Raw genomic sequence first — 26,473 nt, forward strand, 5'->3', positions numbered from 1 at the left:
AAAAAGGCAAACGGGTCTGGGTCCGGCGCGAACCATGCGTCTATGGCTGAAGGTCCAAAGTTTCGATGCTGCCCCACAAGGGTTCGCCAAGAAGCACCCAAGGTTTTTCGTTGACGAAATTCACTCAGGTTAAAAGGTACAAAAATGGATAACACAAAGTCGGAATCGCATTCCGCAACCGCCGCTGGCGGTCATGCACAAGAACTCATGGGCGCTGAAATCCTCGTGAAGGCGCTCCAAGCTGAAAATGTCAAGCACATTTGGGGCTACCCCGGTGGTTCTGTTCTCTACATTTACGACGCGCTTTACAACCAAAACACGATTCAACACGTGTTGGTTCGTCATGAGCAAGCCGCGGTTCATGCAGCTGACGGCTATGCCCGAGCCACGGGTGACGTGGGTGTGGCGTTGGTTACATCTGGCCCAGGTGCCACCAATGCCGTGACAGGTATTGCTACAGCGTATATGGACAGCATTCCTATGGTGATCATCACCGGTCAAGTGCCTACGCATGCGATTGGTTTGGATGCATTCCAAGAGTGCGACACCATCGGTATCACACGTCCCATCGTTAAACACAATTTTTTGGTCAAAGACGTACGCGACTTGGCCTTGACCATGAAAAAGGCGTTCCATATTGCACGCAGCGGACGTCCGGGCCCTGTGGTGGTGGACATTCCAAAAGACGTGTCTTTCAAGAAGACCGCTTACGAAGGCTACCCTGCCGAAGTGCATATGCGCTCATACAACCCCGTGCGCAAAGGTCACGGCGGTCAAATCCGTAAGGCTTTGCAGCTCTTGATGGCGGCTAAGCGTCCTTACATTTACACCGGCGGCGGTGTGTTGTTGGGTAATGCCTCGCAAGAGCTGCGCACTTTGGTCGACATGCTGGGTTACCCCGTGACCAATACTTTGATGGGTCTCGGTGCTTACCCCGCCAGTGCGCCTAAGTTCTTGGGCATGTTGGGCATGCACGGCACGATGGAGGCCAACAACGCCATGCAAAACTGCGACGTGTTGCTGGCCGTTGGCGCACGTTTTGATGACCGCGTGATTGGCAATCCCAAGCACTTTGCGCAGAACGAACGCAAGATCATCCACATCGACATTGACCCTTCCAGCATTTCTAAGCGCGTGAAGGTCGACATCCCTATCGTGGGCGATGTGAAAGACGTGTTGGTCGAGATGATCGACATGATCAAAGAATCAGGCATGAAACCAGACGCGGCTGCATTGAGCGGCTGGTGGGAAACCATCGAAGCTTGGCGCAAGCGCGATTGCTTGAAGTACGACCGTGGTAACGGCGAGGTCATCAAGCCACAGTACGTCATCGAGACGTTGCACAACATGACCAAGGGTACCGACACCTACATCACCTCTGATGTGGGCCAGCACCAAATGTGGGCTGCGCAGTACTACGGCTTTGATGAGCCGCGTCGTTGGATCAACTCCGGCGGCTTGGGCACGATGGGTGTGGGTATTCCTTATGCCATGGGCATCAAACTGGCCAAGCCTGACAGCGAAGTGTTTTGCGTGACAGGCGAGGGCTCGGTGCAAATGTGTATCCAAGAACTCTCGACTTGCTTCCAATACAACACGCCCATCAAGGTTTTGGCTTTGAACAACCGATACCTCGGTATGGTGCGCCAGTGGCAAGAAATCGAATACGAAGGCCGCTACAGCAGCAGCTACATGGACGCTTTGCCTGACTTTGTGAAGTTGGCAGAAGCCTATGGCCATGTGGGCATGTTGATCGAGCGTCCTGAGGATGTCGAGCCTGCCTTGCGCGAAGCTCGCCGCCTCAAAGACCGCACGGTCTTTATCGACTTCCGTACCGACCCCACAGAGAACGTGTTCCCGATGGTCAAGGCCGGCAAGGGCATCACCGAAATGCTGCTCGGCAGCGAAGACTTGTGAACGGGAAGGATGACAACATGAAACACATCATCTCCCTGATGCTCGAAAACGAACCCGGCGCTTTGTCGCGTGTGGTGGGTTTGTTCTCAGCCCGCGGCTACAACATTGAATCTCTGACTGTGGCGCCGACCGAAGACGCCAGCTTGTCACGCATGACCATCCAAACGCACGGTTCAGACGAGGTGATTGAACAAATCACCAAGCACTTGAACCGTTTGATTGAAGTGGTCAAAGTGGTCGACCTCACCGAAGGCGCTTACACCGAACGCGAGCTTATGCTCGTCAAAGTGCGTGCCGTTGGCAAAGAGCGCGAAGAGATGAAGCGCATGGCCGACATCTTCCGTGGTCGCATCATTGATGTGACCGAGAAGAGCTACACCATTGAGTTGACGGGTGACCTATCTAAGAACGATGCATTCTTAGAGGCGATTGACCGCAGCGCTATTCTTGAAACTGTTCGCACGGGCGCTTGTGGCATTGGCCGCGGTGAGCGTATCTTGCGCGTTTAAATTCCAACCCTTTTCAAAGTATTTTTTAGGAGAACCCTGTGAAAGTTTTTTACGACAAAGATTGTGATCTGTCCCTCATCAAAGGCAAGACTGTGGCCATCATCGGCTACGGCTCACAAGGCCACGCGCACGCACAAAACTTGAACGAAAGCGGCGTCAAAGTCGTGGTCGGTCTGCGTAAAGGTGGCGCTTCATGGGACAAAGTGGCAAAAGCCGGTTTGACCGTGATGGAAGTCAACGATGCTGTGAAAGCAGCTGACTTGGTCATGATCTTGTTGCCAGACGAAAACATCCCAGAGGTTTACAACAACAACGTTGCTCCCAACATGAAGCAGGGCGCGACTTTGGCGTTTGCTCATGGCTTTAACGTGCATTACAACCAAGTCATTCCACGCGCTGACTTGGACGTGATCATGGTTGCGCCCAAAGGCCCAGGCCACACCGTGCGTTCTGAATACCTCAAAGGCGGCGGCGTGCCATCTTTGATCGCTGTGTACCAAGACAAGTCTGGCAAAGCCCGCGACTTGGCTTTGAGCTACGCCATGGCTAACGGTGGCGGCAAAGGCGGCATCATTGAAACCAACTTCAAAGAAGAAACAGAAACCGACTTGTTCGGCGAGCAAGCTGTGTTGTGCGGCGGCGCTGTTGAATTGGTGAAGATGGGCTACGAGACATTGACCGAAGCTGGTTACGCGCCTGAAATGGCTTACTTCGAGTGCTTGCACGAGTTGAAGTTGATCGTTGATTTGATGTACGAGGGCGGCATTGCCAACATGAACTACTCGATCTCGAACAACGCCGAATACGGTGAGTACGTGACCGGTACTGAAGTGATCAACGAGCAATCACGCGAAGCCATGCGTGCTGCGTTGAAGCGCATTCAAACAGGCGAATACGCCAAGATGTTCATCTTGGAAGGTAAGACCAACTACCCAAGCATGACAGCACGCCGTCGCTTGAATGCTGAGCATTCGATCGAAATCGTGGGTGAAAAATTGCGCGCCATGATGCCTTGGATTTCCAAGAACAAATTGGTTGATCAAACCCGCAACTAAGCGCACGCTTTTTGCACTGACAAAGGCCACCTCGGTGGCCTTTGTCGTTTCAGGCAGCAGTTGACGCAGCGCTTACACTGTAGCCCTACTTTTCGGAGCGATACGCATGACAGAACAACAAGACCAGACAGAAGAATTTGTGCCCCGCAAGCCCCGCAAAGGCATTTATGTTTTGCCCAACTTGTTCACTTTGGCTGCGTTGTTCGGTGGTTTTTATGCCATCGTCATGGCGATGAATGAGCGCTATGAAATGGCTGCTATTGGTGTTTTTTGTGCCATGGTGTTGGACAGCTTGGACGGCCGCGTGGCTCGCATGACCAATACGCAAAGCGCGTTTGGTGAGCAAATGGACTCCTTGGCTGACATGGTGTCTTTTGGCGCTGCACCTGCCTTGATCTCTTATGAATGGGCGCTCAAGGGTTTGGGCCGTTGGGGTTGGGTGGCGGCTTTTGTTTATATCTCTTGCGCAGCCTTGCGTTTGGCTCGTTTCAATGTGAACACGGCGGTGGTGGACAAGCGCTTCTTCCAGGGCTTGCCTTCGCCAGCCGCGGCTGCATTGGTGATGGGCTTCATGTGGTTGATGACTGAGATGGGCGTCTCAGGCCCCGACGTGGCATGGCCTATGTTTGCCTGGTGCCTCTACTCTGGTTTGACCATGGTGACCAATGTTCCGTTCTACAGCTTCAAAGACGTGCAGATGAAGAAAAGTGTGCCGTTTGCCGTGATTGTGATGTTGGCTTTGGTCATTGCCGTCATCAATATCCACCCACCCATTGTGTTGTTTGCCTTGTTCATGATTTATGGCCTGAGCGGCTATGCCTTGTACGCTTGGCGTCGTGCCAAAGGCATGCAAACCAGTGTCATCAGCACCTCGACCGATGAGCCTGATGAAGCCGGCTTGCACAAATGAGACACCGCGTGTCGCAAGCGCTTTGGCTTTGTGCTAAATTAGATGCATGACAAATTTTTCGCTGGCCCTACTACTTCTATCCCACACCGGGCGGAGTTGGTAGCGCACGCGCAAACCCCACAAGGCCCGTATGCACATGCAGCGGGCCTTTTGCTTTGGGGCTAATTCAAACGTTGCAAGTTTTTAAGGAATCTAGGAGTCCTGACCATGACCGACAAGCTCATCATTTTTGACACCACTTTGCGTGACGGCGAACAGTCGCCCGGCGCTTCCATGACGCGCGACGAAAAACTGCGCATTGCCCGTCAGTTGGAGCGATTAAAGGTTGACGTCATTGAAGCCGGCTTTGCAGCCAGCTCTAACGGCGACTTCGAAGCTGTGCAGGGCATTGCCAACGCCATCAAAGACGCCACTGTTTGCTCACTGTCACGCGCCAATGACCGTGACATCAGCCGCGCGGCTGAAGCACTCAAAGGTGCGAACAGCGCCCGTATTCACACCTTCATCGCCACGTCTCCCTTGCACATGGAAAAGAAGTTGCGTATGTCGCCCGAGCAAGTGCTTGAGCAAGCCAAGCAGTCGGTGCGCTTTGCCCATAACTTGGTGGGTGACATCGAGTTCAGCGCCGAAGATGGTTACCGCAGCGAGATGGACTTTTTGTGTCGCGTGGTCGAGGCCGTGATCGCCGAAGGTGCGACCACCATCAACATCCCAGACACCGTGGGCTACGCTATTCCAGAGTTGTATGGCAACTTCATCAAAACCTTGCGTGAGCGCGTGCCCAACTCTGACAAAGCCATTTGGTCAGTGCATTGCCACAACGACTTGGGTATGGCGGTGGCCAACTCCTTGGCGGGTGTGAAAATTGGCGGTGCACGTCAGGTGGAATGCACCATCAACGGACTGGGTGAGCGCGCTGGTAATTGTTCCTTGGAAGAGGTGGTCATGGCCATCAAAACCCGCCGTGATTACTTTGACCTCGCCATGAACATTGACACCAAGCAAATCTTGGCAGCCAGTCGCATGGTGAGCCAGACTACGGGTTTTGTGGTGCAGCCTAATAAAGCGGTGGTGGGTGCCAATGCTTTTGCGCACGCTTCAGGTATTCACCAAGACGGTGTGCTCAAAGCACGTGACACCTACGAAATCATGCGTGCAGAAGACGTGGGCTGGAGCGCCAACAAAATCGTGTTGGGCAAGCTCAGTGGGCGCAATGCCTTCAAGCAACGCTTGGAAGACTTGGGCGTGCAAATGGAAAGCGAAGCCGACATCAATACGTCTTTTGCCAAGTTCAAAGAGTTGGCTGACCGCAAGAGCGAAATTTTTGACGAAGACATCTTGGCCTTGGTGAGTGAGGAGTCTGTTGGTAACGCCAGTGAGCAGTTCGCTTTTGTGTCTTTGTCGCAACACAGTGAAACCGGTGAGCGTCCGCACGCCAGCGTGGTATTTACTGTGGCTGGCAAAGAAGTGAAAGGCGACTCAGATGGCAACGGCCCGGTGGATGCGTCTCTTAAAGCCATTGAATCTCATGTCAAGAGCGGTGCTGAAATGGTGCTGTATTCAGTCAATGCCATCAGCGGCTCGACGGAGAGCCAAGGCGAGGTGACCGTGCGCTTGCAAAACAGTGGTCGCGTGGTCAATGGCGTGGGCTCTGATCCAGACATCGTGGTGGCTTCGGCCAAGGCGTATTTGAGCGCTTTGAACAAGCTGCAAAGCAAGTCTGACCGAGTTGCAGCACAAGGCTAAATTGTAAAAACGGATATACCGTATCAATTTTGTTAAATAAGTCACGCAAGTCCTTGATCTTGCGTGACTTTTCTTGTTAGACTTGGCGCAATTGTGTTTTTCAAGCCTAAGGAACGCCACTTGAAACGACTCCTCATTGCGACTTCACTCGGTTTGTTTGCCTCGTTGTGCACGGTGCACGCTCAAGCGACAACCAATCAAAAAAAACCAACTGTCCAAAAGACAAAACCATCAGTCGTCAAGGCGCATGTGCGTCGCGCCAAAGTGCTCAAAGCAGCACCTGCACCTGTTCCTTCATTTGGTCAAAAGGCTGGATTGCACGCTACCAGCGACATGTTGGACTTAAAGTCCAGTGTGGCTTACGTGATCGACCAAGACACACATGAAGTGCTGATCAGCAAGAACGACCAAGCCGTTTTGCCGATTGCCTCCATCACCAAGTTGATGACCGGTTTGATCATCAGCGAAGCCAAATTGCCGATGGACGAGTCCATAACCATCACCCAAGACGATGTCGACACCGAAAAGGGCAGCAGCTCCCGTTTGCGCGTGGGCGCGACCTTGACTCGCGGTGAGTTGCTTCATTTGGCTTTGATGGCCAGCGAAAATCGCGCAGCCCACGCCCTGGGCCGGACATATCCTGGCGGCATGCCCGTGTTTGTGAACTTGATGAACACCAAGGCAAATCAGTTGGGCATGCGTGACACCCGTTACGTGGAGCCCACTGGCTTGTCTAGCCAAAACCAATCCAGCGCCAAAGATTTGGCGACTTTGGTAGGGAATGCTTATCACGACGCCACCTTGCGCCAGCTGTCCACATCACCTAGCCACAGTGTGGAGGTGGGCAACCGTACCTTGCAATACAACACAACCAACCGTTTGGTGAAGAACCCCAATTGGGATATTGGCTTGCAAAAAACAGGTTATATCTCCGAGGCGGGCCAATGTTTGGTCATGCAAGCCAAAGTGTCTGGCCGTAAGCTCATCATGGTGTTCTTGGACTCTGCAGGCAAACTTAGCCGAATTGCAGATGCTGAGCGCGTGCGCAAGTGGGTTGAGACCAATCAAGGTGTGACGGGTCGTCCACAAACTTAATTGAATGCACGCACTTAAAAAGCCAGCAATTTTGCTGGCTTTTTTGTTGTCAGGCTTCGTTGAGTTTGAAGCCTAGTGCATGCGAAATAGCTTGCGTGGTCGCTTGCAGTTTAGGGAGCCACTCGTCATCTAGCCGATCGGCTGGGGCTGAAATCGACAAGCCTGCCACCAGTTTGCCTTGGTCGTCGTAAATGCCAGAAGCCATGCAGCGCACACCGAGTTCAAGCTCTTCGTTGTCGCGCGCTACGCCATATTGACGGGCTTTGGACAATTCACGTTCAAGCGCTGGTAACTGCGTGAGGCTGTTACGTGTTTGACCGCTCAGACCCGTGCGTGTGGCGTAGGCTCGCACCCGTTGTGGGTCGTCCATGGCCAAGAAAAGTTTGCCGACCGAAGTGAGGTGAAGCGGGGCGCGACCGCCAATGGCGCGTACCACTTGCATGCCCGAGCGTTCGCTGAAAGCACGTTCGACGTACACAATTTCGTCGCCTTGACGCACGCTGAGGTTGACGGGTTGTTGAATCAGTTTGTGCAACTCACGCATGGGCTGAAACGCCACATCACGCACGTTCAAACGGCCTTTGACCAAATTGCCTAATTCAAGCAGGCGCATGCCAAGGCGGTAGCTGCCGGCTTCTGGGCGATCCACAAACCGGCCCACGGCCAAATCGTTCAAGATGCGGTGGGTGGTGGAGGGGTGAAGCCCTGTGCGCTCGCTGATTTCTTTGAGCGAAATGGCTTCTTCGCGCGAAGCGAGGACGTCAATGAGTGTGAACATGCGCTCAATGACTTGGATGTTGGGCGTGGTGGGCACTGTGGTTTTACGCATAGTGAAATTTTATCATGTGAAATCTCTATTCGACCATGCATCGTCGATCAAGTACTCATGGGGTTGAAAGTCCGCTTTGTAGCGCATCTTGGGGCTTTCTTGAATCCAGTAGCCCAGATAGGCATAGGAGAGCTTGAGTTTTTTAGCTTGTGCGATTTGCCACATCACGTTGTAGGTGCCATAGCTGGCATGCGGGTCAGGTTCGTAAAAAGTGTAGACGGCAGACAGGCCATCGTTGAGCACGTCGACGATGGAAACCATTTTCAATGCACCTGCTTCGTCTGTGGTGGAAGGTTCCCGAAACTCGACCAATCTTGTGTTCACGCGGCTTTGTAGCAAAAACTGCGTGTATTGCTCAGTGCTGTCCTCGTCCATACCGCCGCCTGCGTGGCGTAGGTTTTGGTAGCGCAGATACAAGGCATAGTGTTCGGGGTCAAAGCCTAGTTTCAAGACCCTGACGTCCAAGTGCTGGTGTTTGGCCCATGCGCGACGCTGGCTGCGGTTGGGTTGGTACTGTTGCGCATCCACGCGCAATGGCAAGCAGGCGCGGCAGCCATCGCAATACGGACGGTAGGTGAACAGGCCGCTGCGTCGAAAGCCAATGTTCACCAGGGTTGTATAAACATCGTTGTTTACCAAGTGGCTGGGTGTGGCTACTTGCGATCGTGCTGTTTTGTTTGGCAAATAGCTGCATGGGTAAGGCGCCGTGGCATAAAACTGCACGGTTTGCATGGGTAAGTCATGGGCGTGGGTCATGGCAGTACTTTGGCAGACATGAGTGTTTGCCAATACGAGGCATGAAACTGCCAAGTACGCGTGACGTTTTTGTCGGCCTCTCGTACCTGTTTCAAGAACTCCGATCGTGGCATTTCACGTGCCCCCAAAGATGCAAGGTGTCGGGTGTTTTGTTGGCAGTCTATCCAAGTCAGCCCATGCGTGCGAGCAAATCCCACCAAGGCAGCGAGCGCAATTTTGGAGGCGTCGGTTTGCAGGGCAAACATAGACTCACCAAACAAGGTATCGCCGATGGACACGCAATACAAGCCGCCCACCAGTTGGCCATTGCGCCAAGTTTCCACACTGTGTGCAAAGCCTGCGGCATGCAGTGCTTCATAGGCTGAAATCATGTCATCTACTATCCAGGTGCCGGGCTGACCTTTGCGGCCGGTGCGCGCGCAATGCCCAATCACGGCGCTGAAATCATGGTCGATACGAATTTCACACTGAACGTCGCCAATGAACTGTTGCAAGGTCTTGCGCAGGGAGCGATGAAGTTTGAAATCTGCCGTTTGAAGCACCATGCGCGGATCTGGCGACCACCACAAGACAGGTTGCCCCTCGCTGAACCATGGGAACATCCCTTGTTCGTATGCCTCGCACAAGCGTTCAACAGACAGACCACCCCCTGCAGCGACGAGACCGGCCAAATGACTGCCTTTTTTTTGTGCAGATTCAGGCGTTGGAAGTGCTGTGTTTTGCTCTATCCAAGGGATATTCATTTAGTTATTTAAATTACTTATTCAGATTATTTGGTATTTTTGAGTTTAAAAGCATTCTTTAACATTCTTGATCTTTAACTTCAAAATTAACTGACTTTGGTGGGGAGAACTCCCTACAATTCTCCATCGAACTGTGACCTGTCTCACAGCAACCCTGACAAGTTTTCGGAGCTATTTATGCAATTGATGTGGGTGTCTGGGCCCACCGCCTCGGTGCGGACCATTTCCATCACAGCCCAAAAAGTGCTGGTGGCTGTGTGCGCCTCGGCGTTTGTGCTGGTGACTTTTGGTGTGCTTTTGCATTTCATCGGTTTTCGAATTGCGATTGAGATGAGCCCTAGCTTGGCTCGCAGCATGGGTGGTGTCACCACTGAGGCGGAGCAGCAAAAGGTAGAGGCGGTTTACCGTGAGCGCCTGGACAATTTGCGCCAAACGATGAGCGCAACCGTTCAAGAAATTCGTCAGCTTGAAACTCTCAAAAATCGTTTCATGGAAGTCGCCACCCCTACAAATTTGCGCGACAAATACAGCAAGAAAGATGATGCGCGGGGTGGACCATGGCTACCTCCGCGCTTTCAACACAGCCCCACCCGCGACTTGGGTCAGGATTTTGCAGCTGCCATGGATGAATTTAGCCAGACTGAGGCGGCCGTGAAAAATTTGACTCAGAACTGGTCCAACCAGCTGAGTTGGCTGCACGCCTTGCCAACAGGAATTCCGATGGGCAAAGACTTTCGCGTCACCAGTGGTTTTGGTATTCGCAACGACCCTTTCACAGGGCAGTTGGCTATGCATGAAGGTCTAGATTTCGTGGCCGAAGTAGGTTCGCCCATCCTCGTCACTGCGGCAGGTACGGTGACTCGTTCAGGTTGGGATGCCTCGTACGGTAATGTGGTTGAGGTCAGCCATGTTGAGGGTTTTACCACCCGCTATGCGCATTTGAGTAAGCGCATGGTGGAGGTCGGGCAAAAGGTTCAGCGCGGCGAAACCATTGCCCAACTGGGCAGCACAGGTCGCTCGACAGGACCCCATTTGCACTATGAAGTGATTCGCAACGAACGCGTACTGAATCCAACTCAGATGTTGATGCAAAGCACCGCCAGCGCTCAGTGAGTCGAATAATTATCAAAAAGGCCTGCCCATGTTTGAAAAACTCAGAGACAAATCACTGTCCCCATCGCAAGAGCGTTTTGACACCATCATCGGCCGTACGACCCAAATTTATGGTCGTCTGGTGCTGCTCGACAGTGTGCGCATTGATGGCAAAGTGGTGGGAAACATCGAAACCACCAAAGATAACAAGGTCACGGTGGCCATTGGTAAGACCGGTGAGGTGTCCGGTGACATCACCGCGCATCGCGTGATGGTGGCTGGCAAGGTGGAAGGCAATATTTACGCTGCTGAGCGTGTGGAATTCCACAAAGACTCCATCGTGCAAGGCGATATTTCTTATGGCTCGATCGCGGTCGAGCACGGCGCACGTTTGTTGGGCTTGGTCATTCAAAACCCCATCAGTTCAGCGGCAGCAAACAGCAATGCAGATGCCAAGAACGTCATCAGGAAAGCTCAAGAGAGCAGCAGTTAAAAATGCCACCTTTAGACGATCAATAAAAAAGCGCCTGAAAAGGCGCTTTTTTACGTTTGTGGTGGCGGAGCAAGAGGGATTCGAACCCTCGGTGGGCTATTAACCCACACACGCTTTCCAGGCGTGCGACTTAAACCACTCATCCATCGCTCCGAAGACCAACATTGTAACAGTGGGCGAGTACACTTCGGCGCATTCGTTTCTGTCTCGCTTTCAACGCTCGGAGTCCCGCATGAAATTTCGCTTTCCCATCGTCATCATTGATGAGGATTTTCGTTCTGAAAATACCTCCGGCTTGGGCATCCGTGCACTAGCCGATGCGATTGAGGGTGAGGGCTACGAGGTGATGGGCGCCACAAGTTATGGTGATCTGAGTCAGTTCGCACAGCAACAGTCACGTGCAAGTGCCTTTATTTTGTCGATCGACGATGAAGAGTTCACGCCCGGCCCCGACCTCGATCCTGCCGTTTTGAACTTGCGTAACTTCATCGAAGAAGTGCGCCGCAAAAACGCAGACGTGCCTATTTATGTGTACGGCGAAACCAAAACTTCGCGCCACTTGCCCAATGACATCTTGCGCGAGTTGCACGGCTTCATCCACATGTTTGAAGATACGCCCGAGTTTGTGGCGCGTCACATCATCCGTGAAGCTAAAAGCTATCTTGAAGGTGTGCAGCCGCCGTTTTTTAAAGCCTTGCTGGATTACGCTGAAGATGGTTCGTATTCTTGGCATTGCCCAGGCCACTCGGGTGGTGTTGCGTTTTTGAAGAGCCCTGTGGGCCAGATGTATCACCAGTTTTACGGCGAAAACATGCTGCGCGCCGACGTGTGTAATGCCGTCGAGGAGCTGGGTCAGCTGCTGGATCACAACGGCGCGATTGGCGAGAGCGAGCGCAACGCAGCCCGTATCTTTAATGCCGACCATTGCTTCTTCGTGACCAACGGCACAAGCACCTCCAACAAAATTGTCTGGCACCACACCGTGGCACCGGATGACGTGGTGGTGGTCGATCGCAACTGCCACAAGTCGGTGTTGCACGCCATCATCATGACGGGCGCTGTGCCTGTGTTTTTGAAGCCCACGCGCAACCACTACGGCATCATTGGCCCGATTCCACAAAGTGAATTTGAGCCAGCTGCGATTCAAGCCAAGATCAAGGCCAATCCCTTGCTCAAAGGCGTGGATCCTAAAAAAGTCAAACCCCGTGTGTTGACCCTCACGCAGTCCACTTACGACGGTGTGCTCTACAACACAGAGACCATCAAGACCATGCTCGACGGCTACGTGGCCAACTTGCACTTTGATGAAGCTTGGTTGCCCCACGCAGCTTTCAACCCGTTCTACGGCACCTACCACGCCATGGGCAAGAAACGCGAGCGCCCGATGCACTCGGTGGTGTACGCCACGCAGTCGATTCACAAGTTGTTGGCCGGTATCAGCCAAGCCAGCCATGTGTTGGTACAGGACTCGCAAAAAACCAAGTTGGACCGCCACCTGTTCAACGAAGCGTATTTGATGCACACCAGCACCAGCCCGCAATACAGCATCATCGCAAGTTGCGACGTGGCGGCAGCCATGATGGAGCCGCCTGGTGGCGCTGCCCTTGTGGAAGAAAGCATTGCCGAAGCTTTGGACTTCCGCCGTGCCATGCGCAAGGTGGACGATGAGTACGGCAAAGACTGGTGGTTCAAGGTATGGGGCCCCGATGAGTTGGTGGAGGACGGTATTGGCCGCGCCGATAGCTGGATCATCAAAGGTAAGGGTAAGTCGTCCAAGTGGCATGGCTTTGGCAACTTGGCCGATGGCTTCAACATGTTGGACCCGATCAAGGCCACTATCGTCACGCCCGGTTTGGATTTGAATGGCAAGTTTGATAAGACAGGTATTCCTGCCAGCATCGTCACCAAGTTCTTGGCTGAACACGGTGTGATCGTGGAGAAGACGGGTCTTTACAGCTTCTTCATCATGTTCACCATCGGCATTACCAAAGGCCGTTGGAACTCGCTGCTCACGGCGTTACAGCAGTTCAAGGATGATTACGACCGCAACCAACCCTTGTGGCGCATCCTGCCTGAGTTCTGCCAAAAGCACCGCGCTTACGAGCGCATGGGTCTGCGCGACTTGTGCCAGCACATCCACACGTTGTATGCCAAGTACGACATCGCGCGTTTGACGACCGAGATGTATCTGAGCGACTTGACACCTGCGATGAAGCCCAGCGATGCCTACGCCCAAATTGCGCACCGCAACACCGAGCGCGTGCCTGTGGACGATTTGATGGGGCGCATCACCACCAGTTTGGTCACGCCTTACCCACCGGGTATTCCGTTGCTGATTCCAGGTGAAGTGTTCAACAAAAAAATCATCGACTACCTCAAGTTCGCCCGCGAATTCAACTTGCAATGCCCGGGCTTTGAGACCGACATCCATGGCTTGGTTGAAGAGGTGGGTGACGATGGCGTGAAGCGCTATTACGCTGATTGCGTCAAAGCCTAAGCGCGACCTCAGGCCTTAGCGCTCAATCACGGGCCTGATGCGCACAAAACTGGCAAAGCGCGGAACGCCTTTGTCAGTCAACCCGCGATAGCGATAAGTGACCCACTGGCCCACGGCTGGTGGGTTTTCTCTTTGGGCGTCAGTCAAGCCAGTGCCCAGCTTGAAACGCAGGCCTTGCGGCGTTTGTACCCATAGGGCGCCCGTGCGCTGCGCGTGTTTGCCTTGACCTGCCTCGTGCGCCACCACTTTGGCTTCGGCGTCTTCGTGCAACTTGACTTTGAGCACATCGCCGTTGCGGCCGCTTTGATACAGGCTGTTGCCTGAGTGCAGCACCAACCCCTCGCCACCCGCTTGAACTGTTTTTTGCAGCAAGGTTTTCAAGGCTGTATGCGATTGAATTTCGCTTTGCGCCACCGCTTTCACTCATGGTTTGCCAATTTGCTTCACTACGTCTTGGTAAAGGGCGACGCGTTCTGTGAATGGTGTGTTGGGCGTAAGAGCGTCAAACACCATGAGGCGCAGGGTGCGCCATTCGTCGTCAGTGGCTTGCTTTTGCTGAATGACCGAGGCGGCTTGCTCAAACTTGCCCAATCCAGCCCACAGTTCGCCTTCAAACGGCCGAGCAGGCCAGCCCTGAATAAACCAAGTTGGCGGGTTGAGTGCTTTACCGCTACGACTGAGCAATTGTTGGCCATTCCAATAGCCGCGAATCCCGTCGTATTTTTCGCTCACCCAATAGTCGGTGAGGTTTTCATGGCCAAGGTAAGAGTTAGCTAGCCACAGTGGGGGCGAGCTCTAAGCATTTGAGATGGGCTGTGAAGCCGAGGCGGGCTGAGCAGCCAAGCAGCCCAAATAGCCCAAGGAGAAGTGTGAAAGCAAATTGCGGCGTTGCATGGTCGTCTCCTTGGGGCTGAGTGCCCGCAAAAGTGGCCACCCGTGTGGCCAGGAGCGCCAGCTTACTCGGCGACAGGCTCGGCAATGCCACCTACAACTTGGCTAAATCCGCCGTCAACATAGGTAATTTCGGCAGTGACGCCTGCGGCTAAGTTAGACATCAAGAACGCGGCCACGTTGCCCACGTCTTCGATGGTCACGTTGCGGCGAATGGGCGATGCTTCGGCCACCACGCTCAAAATCTTGCCAAAGCCTTTGATGCCGCTAGCAGCTAAGGTTTTGATCGGGCCGGCGCTGATGCCGTTGGCACGCAGGTTGCGGCCTTTGGCGCCCAAAGATTCGGCCAAGTAGCGCACCGAGGCTTCTAGCGAGGCTTTGGCCAAGCCCATGGTGTTGTAGTTAGGCACCGTGCGAATGGCACCGAGGTACGACAGCGTCAGCACAGCTGAGTTGTCGTTGAGGTAGGGCAAAGCGGCTTTGGCCATGGCTGGGAAGCTGTAAGCGCTGATGTCGTGCGCGATGGCGAAACCTTCGCGTGACAGGCCGTCGAGGAAGTCGCCAGCGATGGCTTCGCGTGGTGCGTAGCCAATGCTGTGCACAAAACCATCAAACGTAGGCCAGTGGGCCGACAGGTCTTTGAACATTTGGTTGATTTGGTCATCGCTGGCCACATCGCAATCAAAAATCAGTTTTGAGTCGAAGTCAGCGGCAAACTCTGTGATACGGTCCTTAAAGCGCTCTCCCACGTAACTAAAAGCCAACTCTGCACCTTGTTCGTGGCAAGCTTTGGCGATGCCATAAGCGATGGAACGGTTAGACAGCACGCCTGTGATCAGAAGCTTTTTGCCAGACAGGAAACCAGTTTTTGTACTCATGAAATCTCTCCAAAAAAATCTTGCAGAATTGTCGCATGCGTAGCTTCTTCATTTTGTTGGCGTTTTTGTGCTCTGGCCCCTCTTGGGCGGGGCATGCATACGCACAATTTGGCGACATCAAATACGCCGCCAACTTCAAAAATTTCGGCTACGCCAACCCACTCGCACCCAAAGGTGGTGAGTTGGTGCTGGTGCCACCTTCGCGCTTGTCGAGTTTTGACAAATACAACCCATTTACCCTCAAAGGCAATGCCGCACCTGGTTTGACTGGCTTGGTCTTTGAGTCACTGCTCACCGGCACCATGGACGAACCGACCACTGCTTATGGTTTGTTGGCCGAAGATGTGGCGGTGGCCGCTGACCGCCGGTCCGTCACCTTCAAGTTGCGTGCGCAAGCCCGTTTTCACAATGGCGACGCGGTCATGGCCGAGGACGTGAAATATTCGTTTGAGCAGCTCATCAGTAAGCAAGCCTCTCCGCAGTTCCGCACTTTGTTTGCTGAGGTTGCGAGTGTGATGGTGGTGGATCCGCGCACCGTGCGTTTTGAATTCAAGCGGGTGAATCCTGAGCTGCCTTTGATTGTGGGTGGCATGCCCGTGTTCAGCCGCCAGTGGGGTAGCGAAAACGGCAACCCTAAACCCTTTGACAAAATCGTCACGGACATCCCCATTGGTAGTGGCCCATACAAAATGGGGCGCGTGATATTTGGCCGCGATGTGAGCTACGAACGCGACAACAACTACTGGGCGCGTGATTTGAATGTGCGCAAAGGTTTGTTCAACTTTGACCGCATCACCTATCGCCTTTACAAAGACAACACCGCGCAGGTGGAGGGGTTCAAAGCCGGTGAGTTTGATTTGATGCAGTCGTTCATCGCACGCGAGTGGGCGAGGAGTTTCACAGGTAAGCAGTTTGTCAACCGTGAGTTGATGAAGAGTGAGTTCAAACATGGCAACGCGGGCGACTTTCAAGGCTTTTTGTTCAACACCCGTTTGCCCAAGTTCAAAGACGCCCGCGTGCGAGAAGCCATTGGCTTGGCCATGGACTACGAGTGGATGAATCGCCAGTTGTTTTACGGCGCCTACCAGCGTGTGCGCGGCTACTTTGTGGCCAGTGACTTTGAAGCCACAGGTGTACCCGATGCGGCAGAGTTGGCTTTGCTAACCCCATTGCGTGACAAACTTTCAAAAAACGTGTTTGAACAGGCGGTGCCGCTGCCGCCACGTACCTCACTCGACCCTAAATCAGGTGAAACCTTGCGTGACCATTTGCGACGTGCCAAGGGCTTGTTGGCCGAGGCAGGTTGGACTTATCGCGATGGCGCTTTACGCAACGCCAAGGGCGAGTCCTTCACGCTTGAGTTTTTGGACAACTCGGGTGCTTTGGGCCGTGTCATCACGCCTTACACCAAAAACTTGGAGAAGCTGGGTTTTCAGGTGAATCACAAAATCATTGACTTTGCGATTTTGCAAAAACGTTTGGATGTGTTTGATTTCGAAATCATCAGCAACCGCCATGTAGGCAGCGAGTCGCCGGGCACAGAGCTGATGGAGCGTTTTGGCTCTCGCGCTTCGATCACCGAAGGTTCTGGCAACTTCATGGGCATTCAAGACCCTGCGGTCGATGCTTTGTTGGAAAACGTCATCTCTGCCAAAACTCGGCCCCAGCTCATCACGGCTGTGCGTGCCTTGGACCGTGTGCTGCGCCACGGTCACTTCAGCGTGCCGCATTGGTACGGTGGCGTGCACCGTGTGGCGTGGCGCAATGGCCGCTTCGAGCTACCCGCTGTGACCCCGCGCTACTACCAGCCTGAAACCTGGGCCTCGTCCACCTGGTGGGCCACCATTGACAACCGTGCCACTTTGGCTGCGACCAAACGATCGGAGCATGCGCCATGAGTTCTTACATCCTCAGACGGTTGCTGTTGATGATTCCGACCTTGTTCGGCGTTTTGCTGATGACCTTTGTGGTCATTCAGTTTGTACCGGGTGGCCCTGTGGAGCAAATGGTGTCGCAGCTGCAAGGTCGTGACAGTGGCGGCGAGGGGGCAGCCATGGCCGGTGCAGGCTACCGAGGCCGCCAAGGTGTGGATGCGGCGCGCATCGAAGAAATTCGCCAGCAATACGGCTTTGACAAACCACCTGCCGAACGCTTTTGGCAAATGCTCAAACAGTTTGCCGTGTTTGATTTGGGCAAGAGTTTTTTCTATCCCAAAACTGTGTGGGAGTTGGTGAAAGAAAAAATGCCAGTCTCCATCAGCTTGGGGCTGTGGACCTTCTTTTTAAGTTACCTCATCTCCGTGCCGCTGGGAGTGGCCAAGGCTGTGCGTGCGGGCTCCACCTTTGACTTGGTCAGCAGCTTGGTGGTGTTGATTGGTTTTGCCATTCCTGGTTTTGTGTTGGGCGTAGCCTTGTTGGTCGTTTTTGGCGGGCAGCTGCAGTGGTTCCCACTGCGCGGCTTGACCTCGACCAACTGGGAGCAGCTCACTTGGGGGGCGCGCATCACCGACTATTTATGGCACATCGTGTTGCCCGTCACCTCCAGTGTGCTGGGGGCTTTTGCGGTGACCACGCTGCTGACTAAGAACGCCATGCTGGAGGAGATTCGCAAGCAATATGTGCTCACCGCGCGGGCCAAAGGTTTGTCGGAGCGCCGTGTGATTTGGAACCATGTGTTTCGCAACGCGCTTATTCCGCTGGTCACCGGTTTTCCTGCGGCCTTTATCGGTGCGTTCTTCACGGGCTCGTTGTTGATTGAAACCTTGTTCTCGCTCGATGGCTTGGGCTTGTTGAGTTATGAGAGCGTGATGCGCCGTGACTACCCCGTGGTGTTGGGGACTTTGTATTTGTTCACGCTGATTGGCTTGGTCACCAAGCTGATCAGCGACCTTTGCTATGTTTGGGTGGACCCACGTGTCAAATTCGACTGAAGCCTCTTTGTCGCCCACGCTGCGCGCTTGGTTGCGCTTTCGGCACAACCGCTTAGGCTTTTACAGCTTGGTGTTGTTTGTGTTTTTCTTCGGTCTGAGTTTGTTGGCCGAAGTGCTGTGTAACGACAAGCCTTTGCTGGCTCGCTACAACGGCAGCTTTTACATGCCCATCGTGCACAACCAGCCTGAGACCACCTTTGGTGGTGACTTCGATACACCCACCGACTACCTCGACCCCTTCATCCAAGCGCAGTTTGACAAGCCCGGCAATTGGGCTTTGTATCCGCCCATTCCTTATCACCACGGCACGCTCAACTACTTCGCCAAAGCGCCTAACCCAGCGCCTCCTTCGCCTGATAACTGGTTAGGTACGGATGATCGAGGTCGCGATGTGTTGTCGCGCTTGTTGTACGGTTTTCGTATCTCGGTTTTGTTTGCCTTGGCGCTGACTTTGTTTGGTACCGTGATTGGCATCTTGACGGGGGCTTTGCAAGGCTTTTTTGGTGGCAAGACCGACCTCGCCATGCAGCGCTTCATCGAGGTGTGGAGCGCCATGCCCGAGTTGTATTTGCTCATCATCTTTTCCGCGGTGTTTGACCCGAGCATCACCTTGCTGTTGATTTTGTTGGGTCTGTTTGGCTGGATGGGCTTGTCTGACTACGTGCGTGCCGAGTTCTTGCGCAACCGCCAGCTTGATTACGTGCGTGCTGCACGAGCCTTGGGTTTGTCTGATGTGCAAATCATGTGGCGCCATGTGCTGCCTAACAGCTTGACTCCCGTAGTCACCTTCTTGCCGTTTCGCATGAGTGCGGCGATCTTGTCGCTCACCTCGCTGGACTTTTTAGGTCTAGGTGTTCCACCTGGCACACCCAGCTTAGGCGAGCTGTTGGCGCAGGGTAAAAACAACATCGATGCGTGGTGGATTTCTTTGTCCACCTTTGCTGTGTTGGTGGTCACCTTGATGCTGCTGACCTTCATGGGAGACGCGCTGCGCGACGCGCTGGACCCCCGAAAGGCCCGTGCATGAGACTGCCTTTGCTTCAAGTGCGCGATTTGCGCATTGGTTTTCAAGCCGAAGATGTTGTCAAGGGCATCAGCTTCAACTTAGACCTAGGCGAAAAGCTCGCCTTGGTGGGCGAGTCGGGCTCAGGCAAAAGCGTGACCGCGCTGAGCTTCGTCAAACTGCTCGAAGGCGCTCGCGTGTCGGGCCGCGTGTTGTGGACAGCGCAAGACGCAGACACGCTTGCGCCCGAGGCTACCGACGCACCGCATACCCACGACTTGGTCAAACTCAGTGAACGCGAGTTGATCAACATTCGCGGCCAAGACATTGCCTTTGTGTTTCAAGAGCCCATGACGGCCTTGAACCCTTTGATGATGGTGGGCGACCAAATTGCCGAAGTGCTAGAGCTCAAACGCGGCATGACCCGTGCCGAAGCTTGGCATGAGGCGGTGGAGTTGCTCATCCTCACAGGTATCCCTGAGCCGGTACGCCGTGCCAGCGCTTACCCGCATCAGTTGTCGGGTGGCCAGCGCCAACGCGTGATGATTGCCATGGCTTTGGCCTGTCGCCCGCGTCTGTTGGTGGCCGATGAGCCCACCACAGCACTGGACGTGTCGCTGCGTGCGCAAATCTTGGATTTGCTCAACGACCTACAAAAACGCTTTGGCATGGCCGTGCTGCTTATTACGCACGACCTGAACACCGTGCGCCGTTTTGCAGACCAAGTGTTGGTGATGGAAAAAGGCGTGATCGTGGAGTCGGGGGCTGTGGATGTCGTGCTGACCTATCCCAACCATCCCTACACACAAAAGCTGATTGACAGCCAACCGCCTCGCAATGTGGTGGAAGCCAAAAGCAACGCGCCTGTGGTGATGCAAGCCAGAGCCTTGCGCGTGAGTTACCCCATCCGTCGTGCAGGTTGGCGCGGTTGGTTCAAAGGCGATCACTTCGTGGCGGTGCAGGGCGCCAGCTTAGATTTGCGCGCGGCTCAAACCCTGGGTGTGATTGGTGAGTCTGGGTCGGGTAAAACCACCTTGGCTCTGGCGGCTCTTGGCTTGATGCCCAGCGAGGGCACACTCACCATCGATGGTGTGGCTTGGCAAGGTAAGTCTGCGCAAGATTTGCCACTGCGTCGCAAAGTGCAGGTGGTGTTTCAAGACCCGTTTTCATCGCTGTCGCCGCGCATGAATGTGCAAGAGCTGGTGTCTGAGGGGCTGACCCTGCACGCGCCTGAGCTGGATGACTTGGGCCGTTTGCGCCGTATTTTGGTCACTTTGGCCGCGGTAGGTTTGACTGAGACTGAGTTTTCGGGGTTGCTGCAGCGCTATCCCCATGAGTTTTCAGGCGGTCAGCGTCAGCGCTTAGCCATCGCCCGTGCTTTGGTGGTCGAGCCGCAGGTTTTGGTGTTGGACGAGCCCACCAGCGCCTTAGATGCCACCACCCAGCTGCAAGTGCTTCAACTGTTGCAAAAGCTCCAACGCGAGCGGGGGCTGAGCTATTTGCTCATCACCCATGATGTGTCGGTCATCCGTGCGATGGCGCACCATGTCATGGTCATGCAGGCAGGCAAGGTGGTGGAGGCGGGGAGCTTTGAGCAGGTGTTGAACAATCCGCAGGCGGCCTACACGAAGATTTTGGTAGGGTCTGAGGTCTAAAAAGTACTTTTATCCTTTGATAATCAAGCATTTAGGCGCTACAATGAGCGCTTCACGACCAAACGGGCGGGTAATTACCGCTCGTTTTTTTTGGTCGTTTGTTTTTTGAACACTTGATTGAGAAGGCTATTTTTCGACGTGAGTTTGCAGCAAACCGTAGAACAAACAGTGACCGGCTTAGGTTACGACCTGGTGGAGATTGAACGCTCCGCCGGCGGTCTCTTGCGCATCACGATCGATATGCCTTGGACGGCTGACACCCCCGTTCAGCCCATCAATGTGGAAGACTGCGAACGCGTCACGCGTCAGCTGCAATTTGCGCTGGAAGTCGATGGCGCCGAATACGCCCGCCTTGAAGTGTCTTCCCCCGGTATTGACCGCCCCTTGCGCCACCAGACTGATTTCGAACGATTTGTTGGTGAAGAGGTTGACCTCACGCTTAAGGCTCCCATTGGCGCAGCGGCTGCTGGCCAAGTGGCGGCGAGCCGTAAAAAATTCCGTGGCACTTTAGAGCGCACCGACGATGGTGCAGGTTGGCAAATCACTTGGCGTGATGAAGTCAAGGCCAAGCCTGGTCAAAAAGTCAGCCCCAAAAGATTAGCCGAAATGCCAGTGCACGCACTGGGTTTCACGCTGGACGAGCTGCGAGAAGCACGTCTGGCTCCGATAGTGGATTTCAAGGGCAAAAAGCCCCGTTGAACTTAGGTAAGAGAAGGAGTAACCGATCATGAACCGCGAAATGTTGATGCTGGTCGAGGCAATCTCGCGCGAGAAAAACGTCGAACGCGATGTGGTGTTTGGCGCCGTCGAGTTGGCGCTGGCCCAAGCCACCAAGAAGTTGTACCAGGGCGAAGTGGACATCCGTGTCGCGATGGACCGTGATTCGGGCGAATACGAAACCTTCCGCCGCTGGTTGGTCGTGCCTGATGAGGCGGGCTTGCAAAACCCAGAAGCCGAAGAAATGTTGATGGACGCCCGCGAACGCGTAGCTGACGTCGAAGAAGGCGAATACATCGAAGAAAACATTGAGTCTTTGCCCATCGGCCGTATTGGTGCCATGGCTGCTAAGCAAGTGATTTTGCAAAAAATCCGCGATGCTGAACGCGAAATGTTGCTCAACGATTTCATGTCCCGCGGCGACAAAATCTTTGTGGGCACGGTCAAGCGCATGGACAAGGGCGACCTCATCGTCGAATCCGGCCGTGTCGAAGGCCGCTTGCGTCGCAGCGAGATGATTCCAAAGGAAAACTTCCGCAGTGGCGACCGCGTGCGCGCCATGATCATGGACGTGGACCTCACCTTGCGCGGTGCGCCCATCATTCTGTCGCGTTCGTCGCCTGAATTCATGGTGGAGTTGTTCCGCCACGAAGTGCCAGAAATCGAACAAGGCATGCTCGAGATCAAATCATGCGCCCGTGACTCCGGTTCGCGCGCCAAGATCGCTGTGATCTCTCACGACAAACGCGTGGACCCTATCGGTACTTGCGTTGGCGTGCGTGGCACCCGGGTGAATGCGGTGACCACCGAGCTCGCAGGCGAGCGCGTGGACATCGTGTTGTGGAGTGAAGACCCAGCGCAATTCGTGATTGGTGCTTTGGCCCCGGCTAACGTGAGCTCCATCGTGGTGGACGAAGAGCGTCACGCCATGGACGTGGTGGTCGACGAAGAAAACCTTGCCATCGCCATCGGTCGAGGCGGCCAAAACGTGCGCTTGGCTGCTGAATTGACCGGTTGGAAAATCAACATCATGGACGCGGCTGAGTCGGCTCAGAAGCAAGCTGACGAAACCTTCAGCATCCGCGAATTGTTCATGGCCAAGTTGGACGTGGACCAAGAGGTGGCTGATATCCTGATTGAAGAAGGCTTCACCAGCCTCGAAGAAGTGGCCTACGTGCCAATTCAAGAGATGTTGGAGATTGAAAGCTTTGACGAAGACACCGTCAACGAGTTGCGCACACGTGCCAAGGATGCGCTGCTCACCATGGAAATTGCACGCGAAGAGAGCGTCGAAGAAGTTTCGCAAGATTTGCGCGACCTCGAAGGATTGAATGCGGAGTTCTTGCCCCAGTTGGCTGAGAGCGGCGTACACACCCGTGACGATTTGGCCGATTTGGCCGTAGACGAGCTCACAGCCATCACCGGCCAAAGCGAAGAAGAGGCCAAAGCCCTGATCTTGAAGGCACGTGAACATTGGTTCACGGGTCAAGAGTAATGGTCATGGCGAGGAACAACAGATATGTCCAGTACGACCGTAGCCGAGTTTGCCAGCGAACTCAAAAAACCAACCGACACCCTGCTTGATCAACTCAAGGCAGCCGGTGTTGCCAAATCTTCCGCCAGCGATGTGCTGACGGAAGGCGACAAACAAATGCTCTTGAGCCATTTGCAAGCCAGCCATGGCACGGCATCGCCTGAGCGCAAAAAAATCACCTTGGTCAAGAAATCGACCACCGAGATCAAACAAGCCGACGCCACAGGCAAAGCTCGCACCATTCAGGTGGAAGTGCGCAAGAAGCGCACCTTTGTCAAACGTGATGAAGATGAGACCACAGAAGTTCAAGCCGCGCCTGTCGCTGTGCAAGAGCCTGTTGTGCCTGCGATTGACCATGCCGAGTTGGCCCGCCGTGAAGAAGAAGCACGCCGCCAAGCTGAGCTGATCCGTCGCCAAGAAGAAGAGCTGGCTGAAAAACGCCGCCTGCGCGAAGAGCAAGAAGCCAAAGAGCAAGCCAAGCAAGAAGCTGCTAAAGCCAAGGCGCAAGCCGAAGCCGCTGTGGTGGCCGAGTCTGCTGCACCTGAAGCCAAGAGCGAAGCCGCAGAACCTGTGGTGGATGTCAAACTGCAAGCTGCTGAAGCCGCCCGTTTGGAAGCAGCTGCAGCCTCCAAAGCGCGTGCTGACGAAGACACGGCCCGCGCCGTTGATTTGGATGCCCGTCGTCGCAAAGCTCTTGCCGAAGCCGAAGCCATTCGCTTGATGATGAGCACGCCTCAAAAGCAGATGGTGGCCAAAAAGCCTGAGCCCACACCTGACCCCAAAGCCATCAAAGGCACTTTGCACAAGCCTGCCGGTACACCTGGTGCTGGTGCACGTCCGGGCGCACCCGCTGCCCCTGGTACAGCTGCGCCTGGCAACAAAGAAGTCAAGAGCGCCAAGCTGTCGTCCAGCTGGGCCGATGAACAAGCCAAAAAGAAAGCCATCAAAACACGCGGCGACGCGAGTGGTGGCGTGGGCCGCAACAGCTGGCGTGGAGGCCCCAAAGGCCGCCGCGATCGCGACCGTGATGACGACCGCGCACCACAAGCCGCCGTCGAAGCGCGCGTGCTCGAAGTGCACGTGCCTGAAACCATCACCGTGGGCGAATTGGCCCACAAGATGGCGGTCAAGGCCTCAGAGGTCATCAAGCAGTTGATGAAACTCGGCCAAATGGCCACCATCAACCAGCCTTTGGACCAAGACACCGCCATGATTTTGGTGGAAGAGTTGGGCCACAAAGCGGTGGTGGCTGCACTGGATGATCCAGAAGCCTTTACCGAAGAGGAAGCATCGGGTCATCAAGCTGAATCCTTGACACGTGCCCCTGTGGTCACAGTCATGGGCCACGTGGACCACGGTAAAACTTCGTTGCTCGATTACATCCGTCGCGCCAAAGTTGCCTCGGGCGAAGCCGGCGGCATTACCCAACACATTGGCGCCTACCACGTGGAAACGCCTCGCGGCATGATTTCCTTCTTGGACACGCCCGGTCACGAGGCCTTCACGGCCATGCGTGCACGCGGCGCGAAAGCCACCGACATCGTCATCTTGGTGGTGGCGGCTGACGACGGCGTGATGCCGCAAACCAAAGAAGCCATCAAGCACGCAAAAGCGGCTGGTGTGCCCATCGTGGTTGCGGTCAACAAGATTGACAAACCCGGTGCTAACCCAGAACGCGTCAAAGGCGAACTGGTGGCTGAAGAAGTGGTGCCTGAAGAGTTCGGTGGTGATTCACCGTTCTGTGAAGTCTCCGCCAAAACCGGTGCCGGCATTGACGAGTTGCTGGAGCAAGTGCTCTTGCAAGCCGAAGTGCTCGAACTCAAAGCGCCTGTCGACGCCATGGCCAAAGGCTTGGTGATCGAAGCGCGTCTGGACAAAGGTCGCGGTCCTGTGGCCACGGTGCTGGTTCAGTCCGGTACGCTCAACGTGGGCGACGTGGTTTTGGGTGGTCAAACCTATGGCCGCGTGCGCGCCATGTTGGACGAGAACGGCAAGCCGATCAAGTCTGCGGGCCCATCCATTCCCGTTGAGATTCAAGGTCTCACTGAAGTGCCGCAAGCCGGTGATGAATTCATGGTCATGACCGACGAGCGTCGTGCCCGCGAAATCGCCACCTACCGTGCAGGCAAGGTGCGTAACACCAAGCTGGCCAAGCAACAAGCGTCGAAGCTGGAGAACATGTTCTCCGACATGACGTCTGGCGAAGTCAAGCTGTTGCCGATCATCGTCAAAGCCGACGTGCAAGGTTCACAAGAAGCTTTGGCAGCATCGTTGCTCAAGTTGTCGACCGCAGAAGTCAAAGTTCAGTTGGTGTACGCCGCAGTGGGCGGCATCAGCGAGAGCGATGTGAACTTGTCGATCGCTTCTAAAGCCGTGATCATTGGTTTCAACACACGTGCCGATGCAGGTGCGCGTAAGTTGGCCGAGAACAATGGCGTGGACATTCGTTACTACAACATCATTTATGACGCGGTGGACGAACTCAAAGCGGCCATGTCCGGCATGCTCACGCCCGACAAGAAAGAAGAAGTCATCGGTACCGCCGAGATTCGCCAAGTGCTGCGCGTCAGCAAGATTGGTGCGATCGCGGGTTGTATGGTCACCTCTGGCTTGGTCCGTCGTTCTGCCAAGTTGCGTTTGTTGCGCAACAACGTGGTCATCTTCACTGGCGAGCTCGACAGCTTGAAACGTTTCAAAGACGATGCCAAAGAAGTGAAAGAAAACTTCGAGTGCGGTTTGACCATCAAGAACTACAACGACATCGTCGAAGGCGATGTGTTGGAATTCTTCGAAATCAAAGAGGTGGCACGTACGCTGTAAAGCGTGAGTGGCACTTTCAATAGGCATCCAGCATGGCACGCAAACCGACCAGCACCCCCAACCGCAGCTACCAAGTGGCCGATCAGATCCAACGGGATCTGGCCGACTTGATCGCGCGTGAGTTGAAAGACCCACGCGTGGGCATGGTTACGCTGCAAGGCGTGGAGGTCACCCCTGATTACGCCCATGCCAAAGTGCATTTCAGCGTGTTGAATGGCGACCCTGTGAAAACAGGCGAGGGCTTGAACCAGGCCGCAGGTTTCCTGCGCAATGGCTTGTTCAAGCGCTTGCACATCCACACCGTGCCTACCTTGCACTTTGTGTACGACCGCACGCCTGAGCGTGCGTCAGACATGAACGCCTTGATTGCCAAGGCAGTCGCTTCCAAAGCGAAGGACGACTGA

Annotated in this window: 23 protein-coding genes and 1 tRNA gene; 17 read left to right on the forward strand and 7 right to left on the reverse strand. The window is 54.6% G+C overall.

From position 1 onward, the window contains the following. Positions 1-144: 144 nt before the first annotated feature. The 6 genes from RMR24_RS11380 to RMR24_RS11405 all read left to right on the forward strand — a co-directional run bounded on the left by RMR24_RS11380 (position 145) and on the right by RMR24_RS11405 (position 7,232). Complete coding sequence (locus RMR24_RS11380; protein ID WP_310615196.1) at positions 145-1,917, forward strand: acetolactate synthase 3 catalytic subunit; 1,773 nt, start codon at positions 145-147, stop codon at positions 1,915-1,917. Between the two features lie 17 nt (positions 1,918-1,934). Next, positions 1,935-2,426, forward strand: coding sequence for an acetolactate synthase small subunit (gene ilvN / locus RMR24_RS11385; RefSeq protein WP_104797333.1), 492 nt, complete (start codon positions 1,935-1,937; stop codon positions 2,424-2,426). 38 nt (positions 2,427-2,464) lie between these two features. Beyond that, positions 2,465-3,481, forward strand: coding sequence for a ketol-acid reductoisomerase (gene ilvC, locus RMR24_RS11390; protein ID WP_310615197.1), 1,017 nt, complete (start codon positions 2,465-2,467; stop codon positions 3,479-3,481). 106 nt (positions 3,482-3,587) lie between these two features. Next, a complete protein-coding gene (gene pssA / locus RMR24_RS11395; RefSeq protein ID WP_310615198.1) occupies positions 3,588-4,391 on the forward strand; it encodes a CDP-diacylglycerol--serine O-phosphatidyltransferase in 804 nt (267 codons plus the stop codon). A gap of 207 nt (positions 4,392-4,598) precedes the next feature. After that, positions 4,599-6,137, forward strand: coding sequence for a 2-isopropylmalate synthase (locus RMR24_RS11400; protein ID WP_310615199.1), 1,539 nt, complete (start codon positions 4,599-4,601; stop codon positions 6,135-6,137). A gap of 120 nt (positions 6,138-6,257) precedes the next feature. Further along, positions 6,258-7,232: a serine hydrolase gene (locus RMR24_RS11405; protein WP_310615200.1), complete on the forward strand. Its 975-nt coding sequence runs from the start codon at positions 6,258-6,260 to the stop codon at positions 7,230-7,232. A gap of 49 nt (positions 7,233-7,281) precedes the next feature. Here RMR24_RS11405 and RMR24_RS11410 read toward each other — a convergent pair whose 3' ends face one another. The 3 genes from RMR24_RS11410 to aat are packed head-to-tail and all read right to left on the reverse strand — an operon-like array spanning position 7,282 to position 9,560. Further along, positions 7,282-8,061 carry an IclR family transcriptional regulator gene (locus RMR24_RS11410; protein WP_310615201.1) on the reverse strand — a complete coding sequence of 260 codons (780 nt, stop codon included), beginning with the start codon at positions 8,059-8,061 and terminating at the stop codon, positions 7,282-7,284. Between the two features lie 12 nt (positions 8,062-8,073). Continuing rightward, entirely contained in the window at positions 8,074-8,817 is a 744-nt protein-coding gene (locus tag RMR24_RS11415; RefSeq protein WP_310615202.1) for an arginyltransferase, read from the reverse strand. Next, entirely contained in the window at positions 8,814-9,560 is a 747-nt protein-coding gene (gene aat / locus RMR24_RS11420) for a leucyl/phenylalanyl-tRNA--protein transferase (protein ID WP_310615203.1), read from the reverse strand. The genes RMR24_RS11415 and aat overlap by 4 nt, the downstream gene beginning before the upstream one ends. 177 nt (positions 9,561-9,737) lie before the next feature. Between aat and RMR24_RS11425 the strand changes: the two genes are divergently transcribed. Together RMR24_RS11425 and RMR24_RS11430 are read left to right on the forward strand one after the other, a co-directional pair. Further along, the gene (locus RMR24_RS11425; RefSeq protein ID WP_310615204.1) at positions 9,738-10,673 is read left to right on the forward strand and encodes a M23 family metallopeptidase; all 936 of its coding nucleotides are present in this window, start codon (positions 9,738-9,740) and stop codon (positions 10,671-10,673) included. A gap of 28 nt (positions 10,674-10,701) precedes the next feature. Next, a complete protein-coding gene (locus RMR24_RS11430; RefSeq protein ID WP_310615205.1) occupies positions 10,702-11,145 on the forward strand; it encodes a polymer-forming cytoskeletal protein in 444 nt (147 codons plus the stop codon). Positions 11,146-11,207: 62 nt separating this feature from the next. Here RMR24_RS11430 and RMR24_RS11435 read toward each other — a convergent pair. Beyond that, a tRNA-Ser gene (locus RMR24_RS11435) sits at positions 11,208-11,298 on the reverse strand. 79 nt (positions 11,299-11,377) lie between these two features. Between RMR24_RS11435 and RMR24_RS11440 the strand changes: the two genes are divergently transcribed. Next, positions 11,378-13,642, forward strand: coding sequence for an arginine/lysine/ornithine decarboxylase (locus RMR24_RS11440; protein ID WP_310615206.1), 2,265 nt, complete (start codon positions 11,378-11,380; stop codon positions 13,640-13,642). Between the two features lie 15 nt (positions 13,643-13,657). On the opposite strand, the gene RMR24_RS11445 is transcribed toward RMR24_RS11440, so the two are convergent. The 3 genes from RMR24_RS11445 to fabI form a co-directional block, all read right to left on the reverse strand. After that, positions 13,658-14,023 carry a hypothetical protein gene (locus RMR24_RS11445; protein WP_310615207.1) on the reverse strand — a complete coding sequence of 122 codons (366 nt, stop codon included), beginning with the start codon at positions 14,021-14,023 and terminating at the stop codon, positions 13,658-13,660. Positions 14,024-14,065: 42 nt separating this feature from the next. Continuing rightward, positions 14,066-14,374: a hypothetical protein gene (locus RMR24_RS11450; protein WP_310615208.1), complete on the reverse strand. Its 309-nt coding sequence runs from the start codon at positions 14,372-14,374 to the stop codon at positions 14,066-14,068. 224 nt (positions 14,375-14,598) lie between these two features. Further along, positions 14,599-15,411 carry an enoyl-ACP reductase FabI gene (gene fabI, locus RMR24_RS11455; protein WP_310615209.1) on the reverse strand — a complete coding sequence of 271 codons (813 nt, stop codon included), beginning with the start codon at positions 15,409-15,411 and terminating at the stop codon, positions 14,599-14,601. A 35-nt stretch (positions 15,412-15,446) separates the two neighbouring features. On the opposite strand from fabI, the gene RMR24_RS11460 reads away from it, so the two are divergent. The 8 genes from RMR24_RS11460 to rbfA all read left to right on the forward strand — a co-directional run bounded on the left by RMR24_RS11460 (position 15,447) and on the right by rbfA (position 26,473). Beyond that, on the forward strand, positions 15,447-17,309 hold the full coding sequence (locus tag RMR24_RS11460; RefSeq protein WP_310615210.1) for an extracellular solute-binding protein: 1,863 nt from the start codon (positions 15,447-15,449) through the stop codon (positions 17,307-17,309). Then, a complete protein-coding gene (locus RMR24_RS11465; RefSeq protein ID WP_310615211.1) occupies positions 17,306-18,340 on the forward strand; it encodes an ABC transporter permease subunit in 1,035 nt (344 codons plus the stop codon). Before RMR24_RS11460 ends, RMR24_RS11465 begins: the two co-directional genes overlap by 4 nt. Further along, on the forward strand, positions 18,306-19,367 hold the full coding sequence (locus tag RMR24_RS11470; protein ID WP_310615212.1) for an ABC transporter permease: 1,062 nt from the start codon (positions 18,306-18,308) through the stop codon (positions 19,365-19,367). The genes RMR24_RS11465 and RMR24_RS11470 overlap by 35 nt, the downstream gene beginning before the upstream one ends. Next, entirely contained in the window at positions 19,364-20,998 is a 1,635-nt protein-coding gene (locus RMR24_RS11475) for a dipeptide ABC transporter ATP-binding protein (RefSeq protein WP_310615213.1), read from the forward strand. The genes RMR24_RS11470 and RMR24_RS11475 overlap by 4 nt, the downstream gene beginning before the upstream one ends. A gap of 138 nt (positions 20,999-21,136) precedes the next feature. Beyond that, on the forward strand, positions 21,137-21,697 hold the full coding sequence (rimP, locus tag RMR24_RS11480) for a ribosome maturation factor RimP (protein ID WP_310615214.1): 561 nt from the start codon (positions 21,137-21,139) through the stop codon (positions 21,695-21,697). 28 nt (positions 21,698-21,725) lie between these two features. Next, on the forward strand, positions 21,726-23,210 hold the full coding sequence (gene nusA, locus RMR24_RS11485) for a transcription termination factor NusA (protein WP_310615215.1): 1,485 nt from the start codon (positions 21,726-21,728) through the stop codon (positions 23,208-23,210). Positions 23,211-23,234: 24 nt separating this feature from the next. Then, a complete protein-coding gene (infB, locus tag RMR24_RS11490; protein WP_310615216.1) occupies positions 23,235-26,069 on the forward strand; it encodes a translation initiation factor IF-2 in 2,835 nt (944 codons plus the stop codon). A 32-nt stretch (positions 26,070-26,101) separates the two neighbouring features. Then, on the forward strand, positions 26,102-26,473 hold the full coding sequence (gene rbfA, locus RMR24_RS11495; protein ID WP_310615217.1) for a 30S ribosome-binding factor RbfA: 372 nt from the start codon (positions 26,102-26,104) through the stop codon (positions 26,471-26,473).

The organism is Limnohabitans sp. (assembly GCF_031539105.1).
In the GTDB taxonomy this organism is placed as follows: Bacteria; Pseudomonadota; Gammaproteobacteria; order Burkholderiales; family Burkholderiaceae_C; genus Limnohabitans.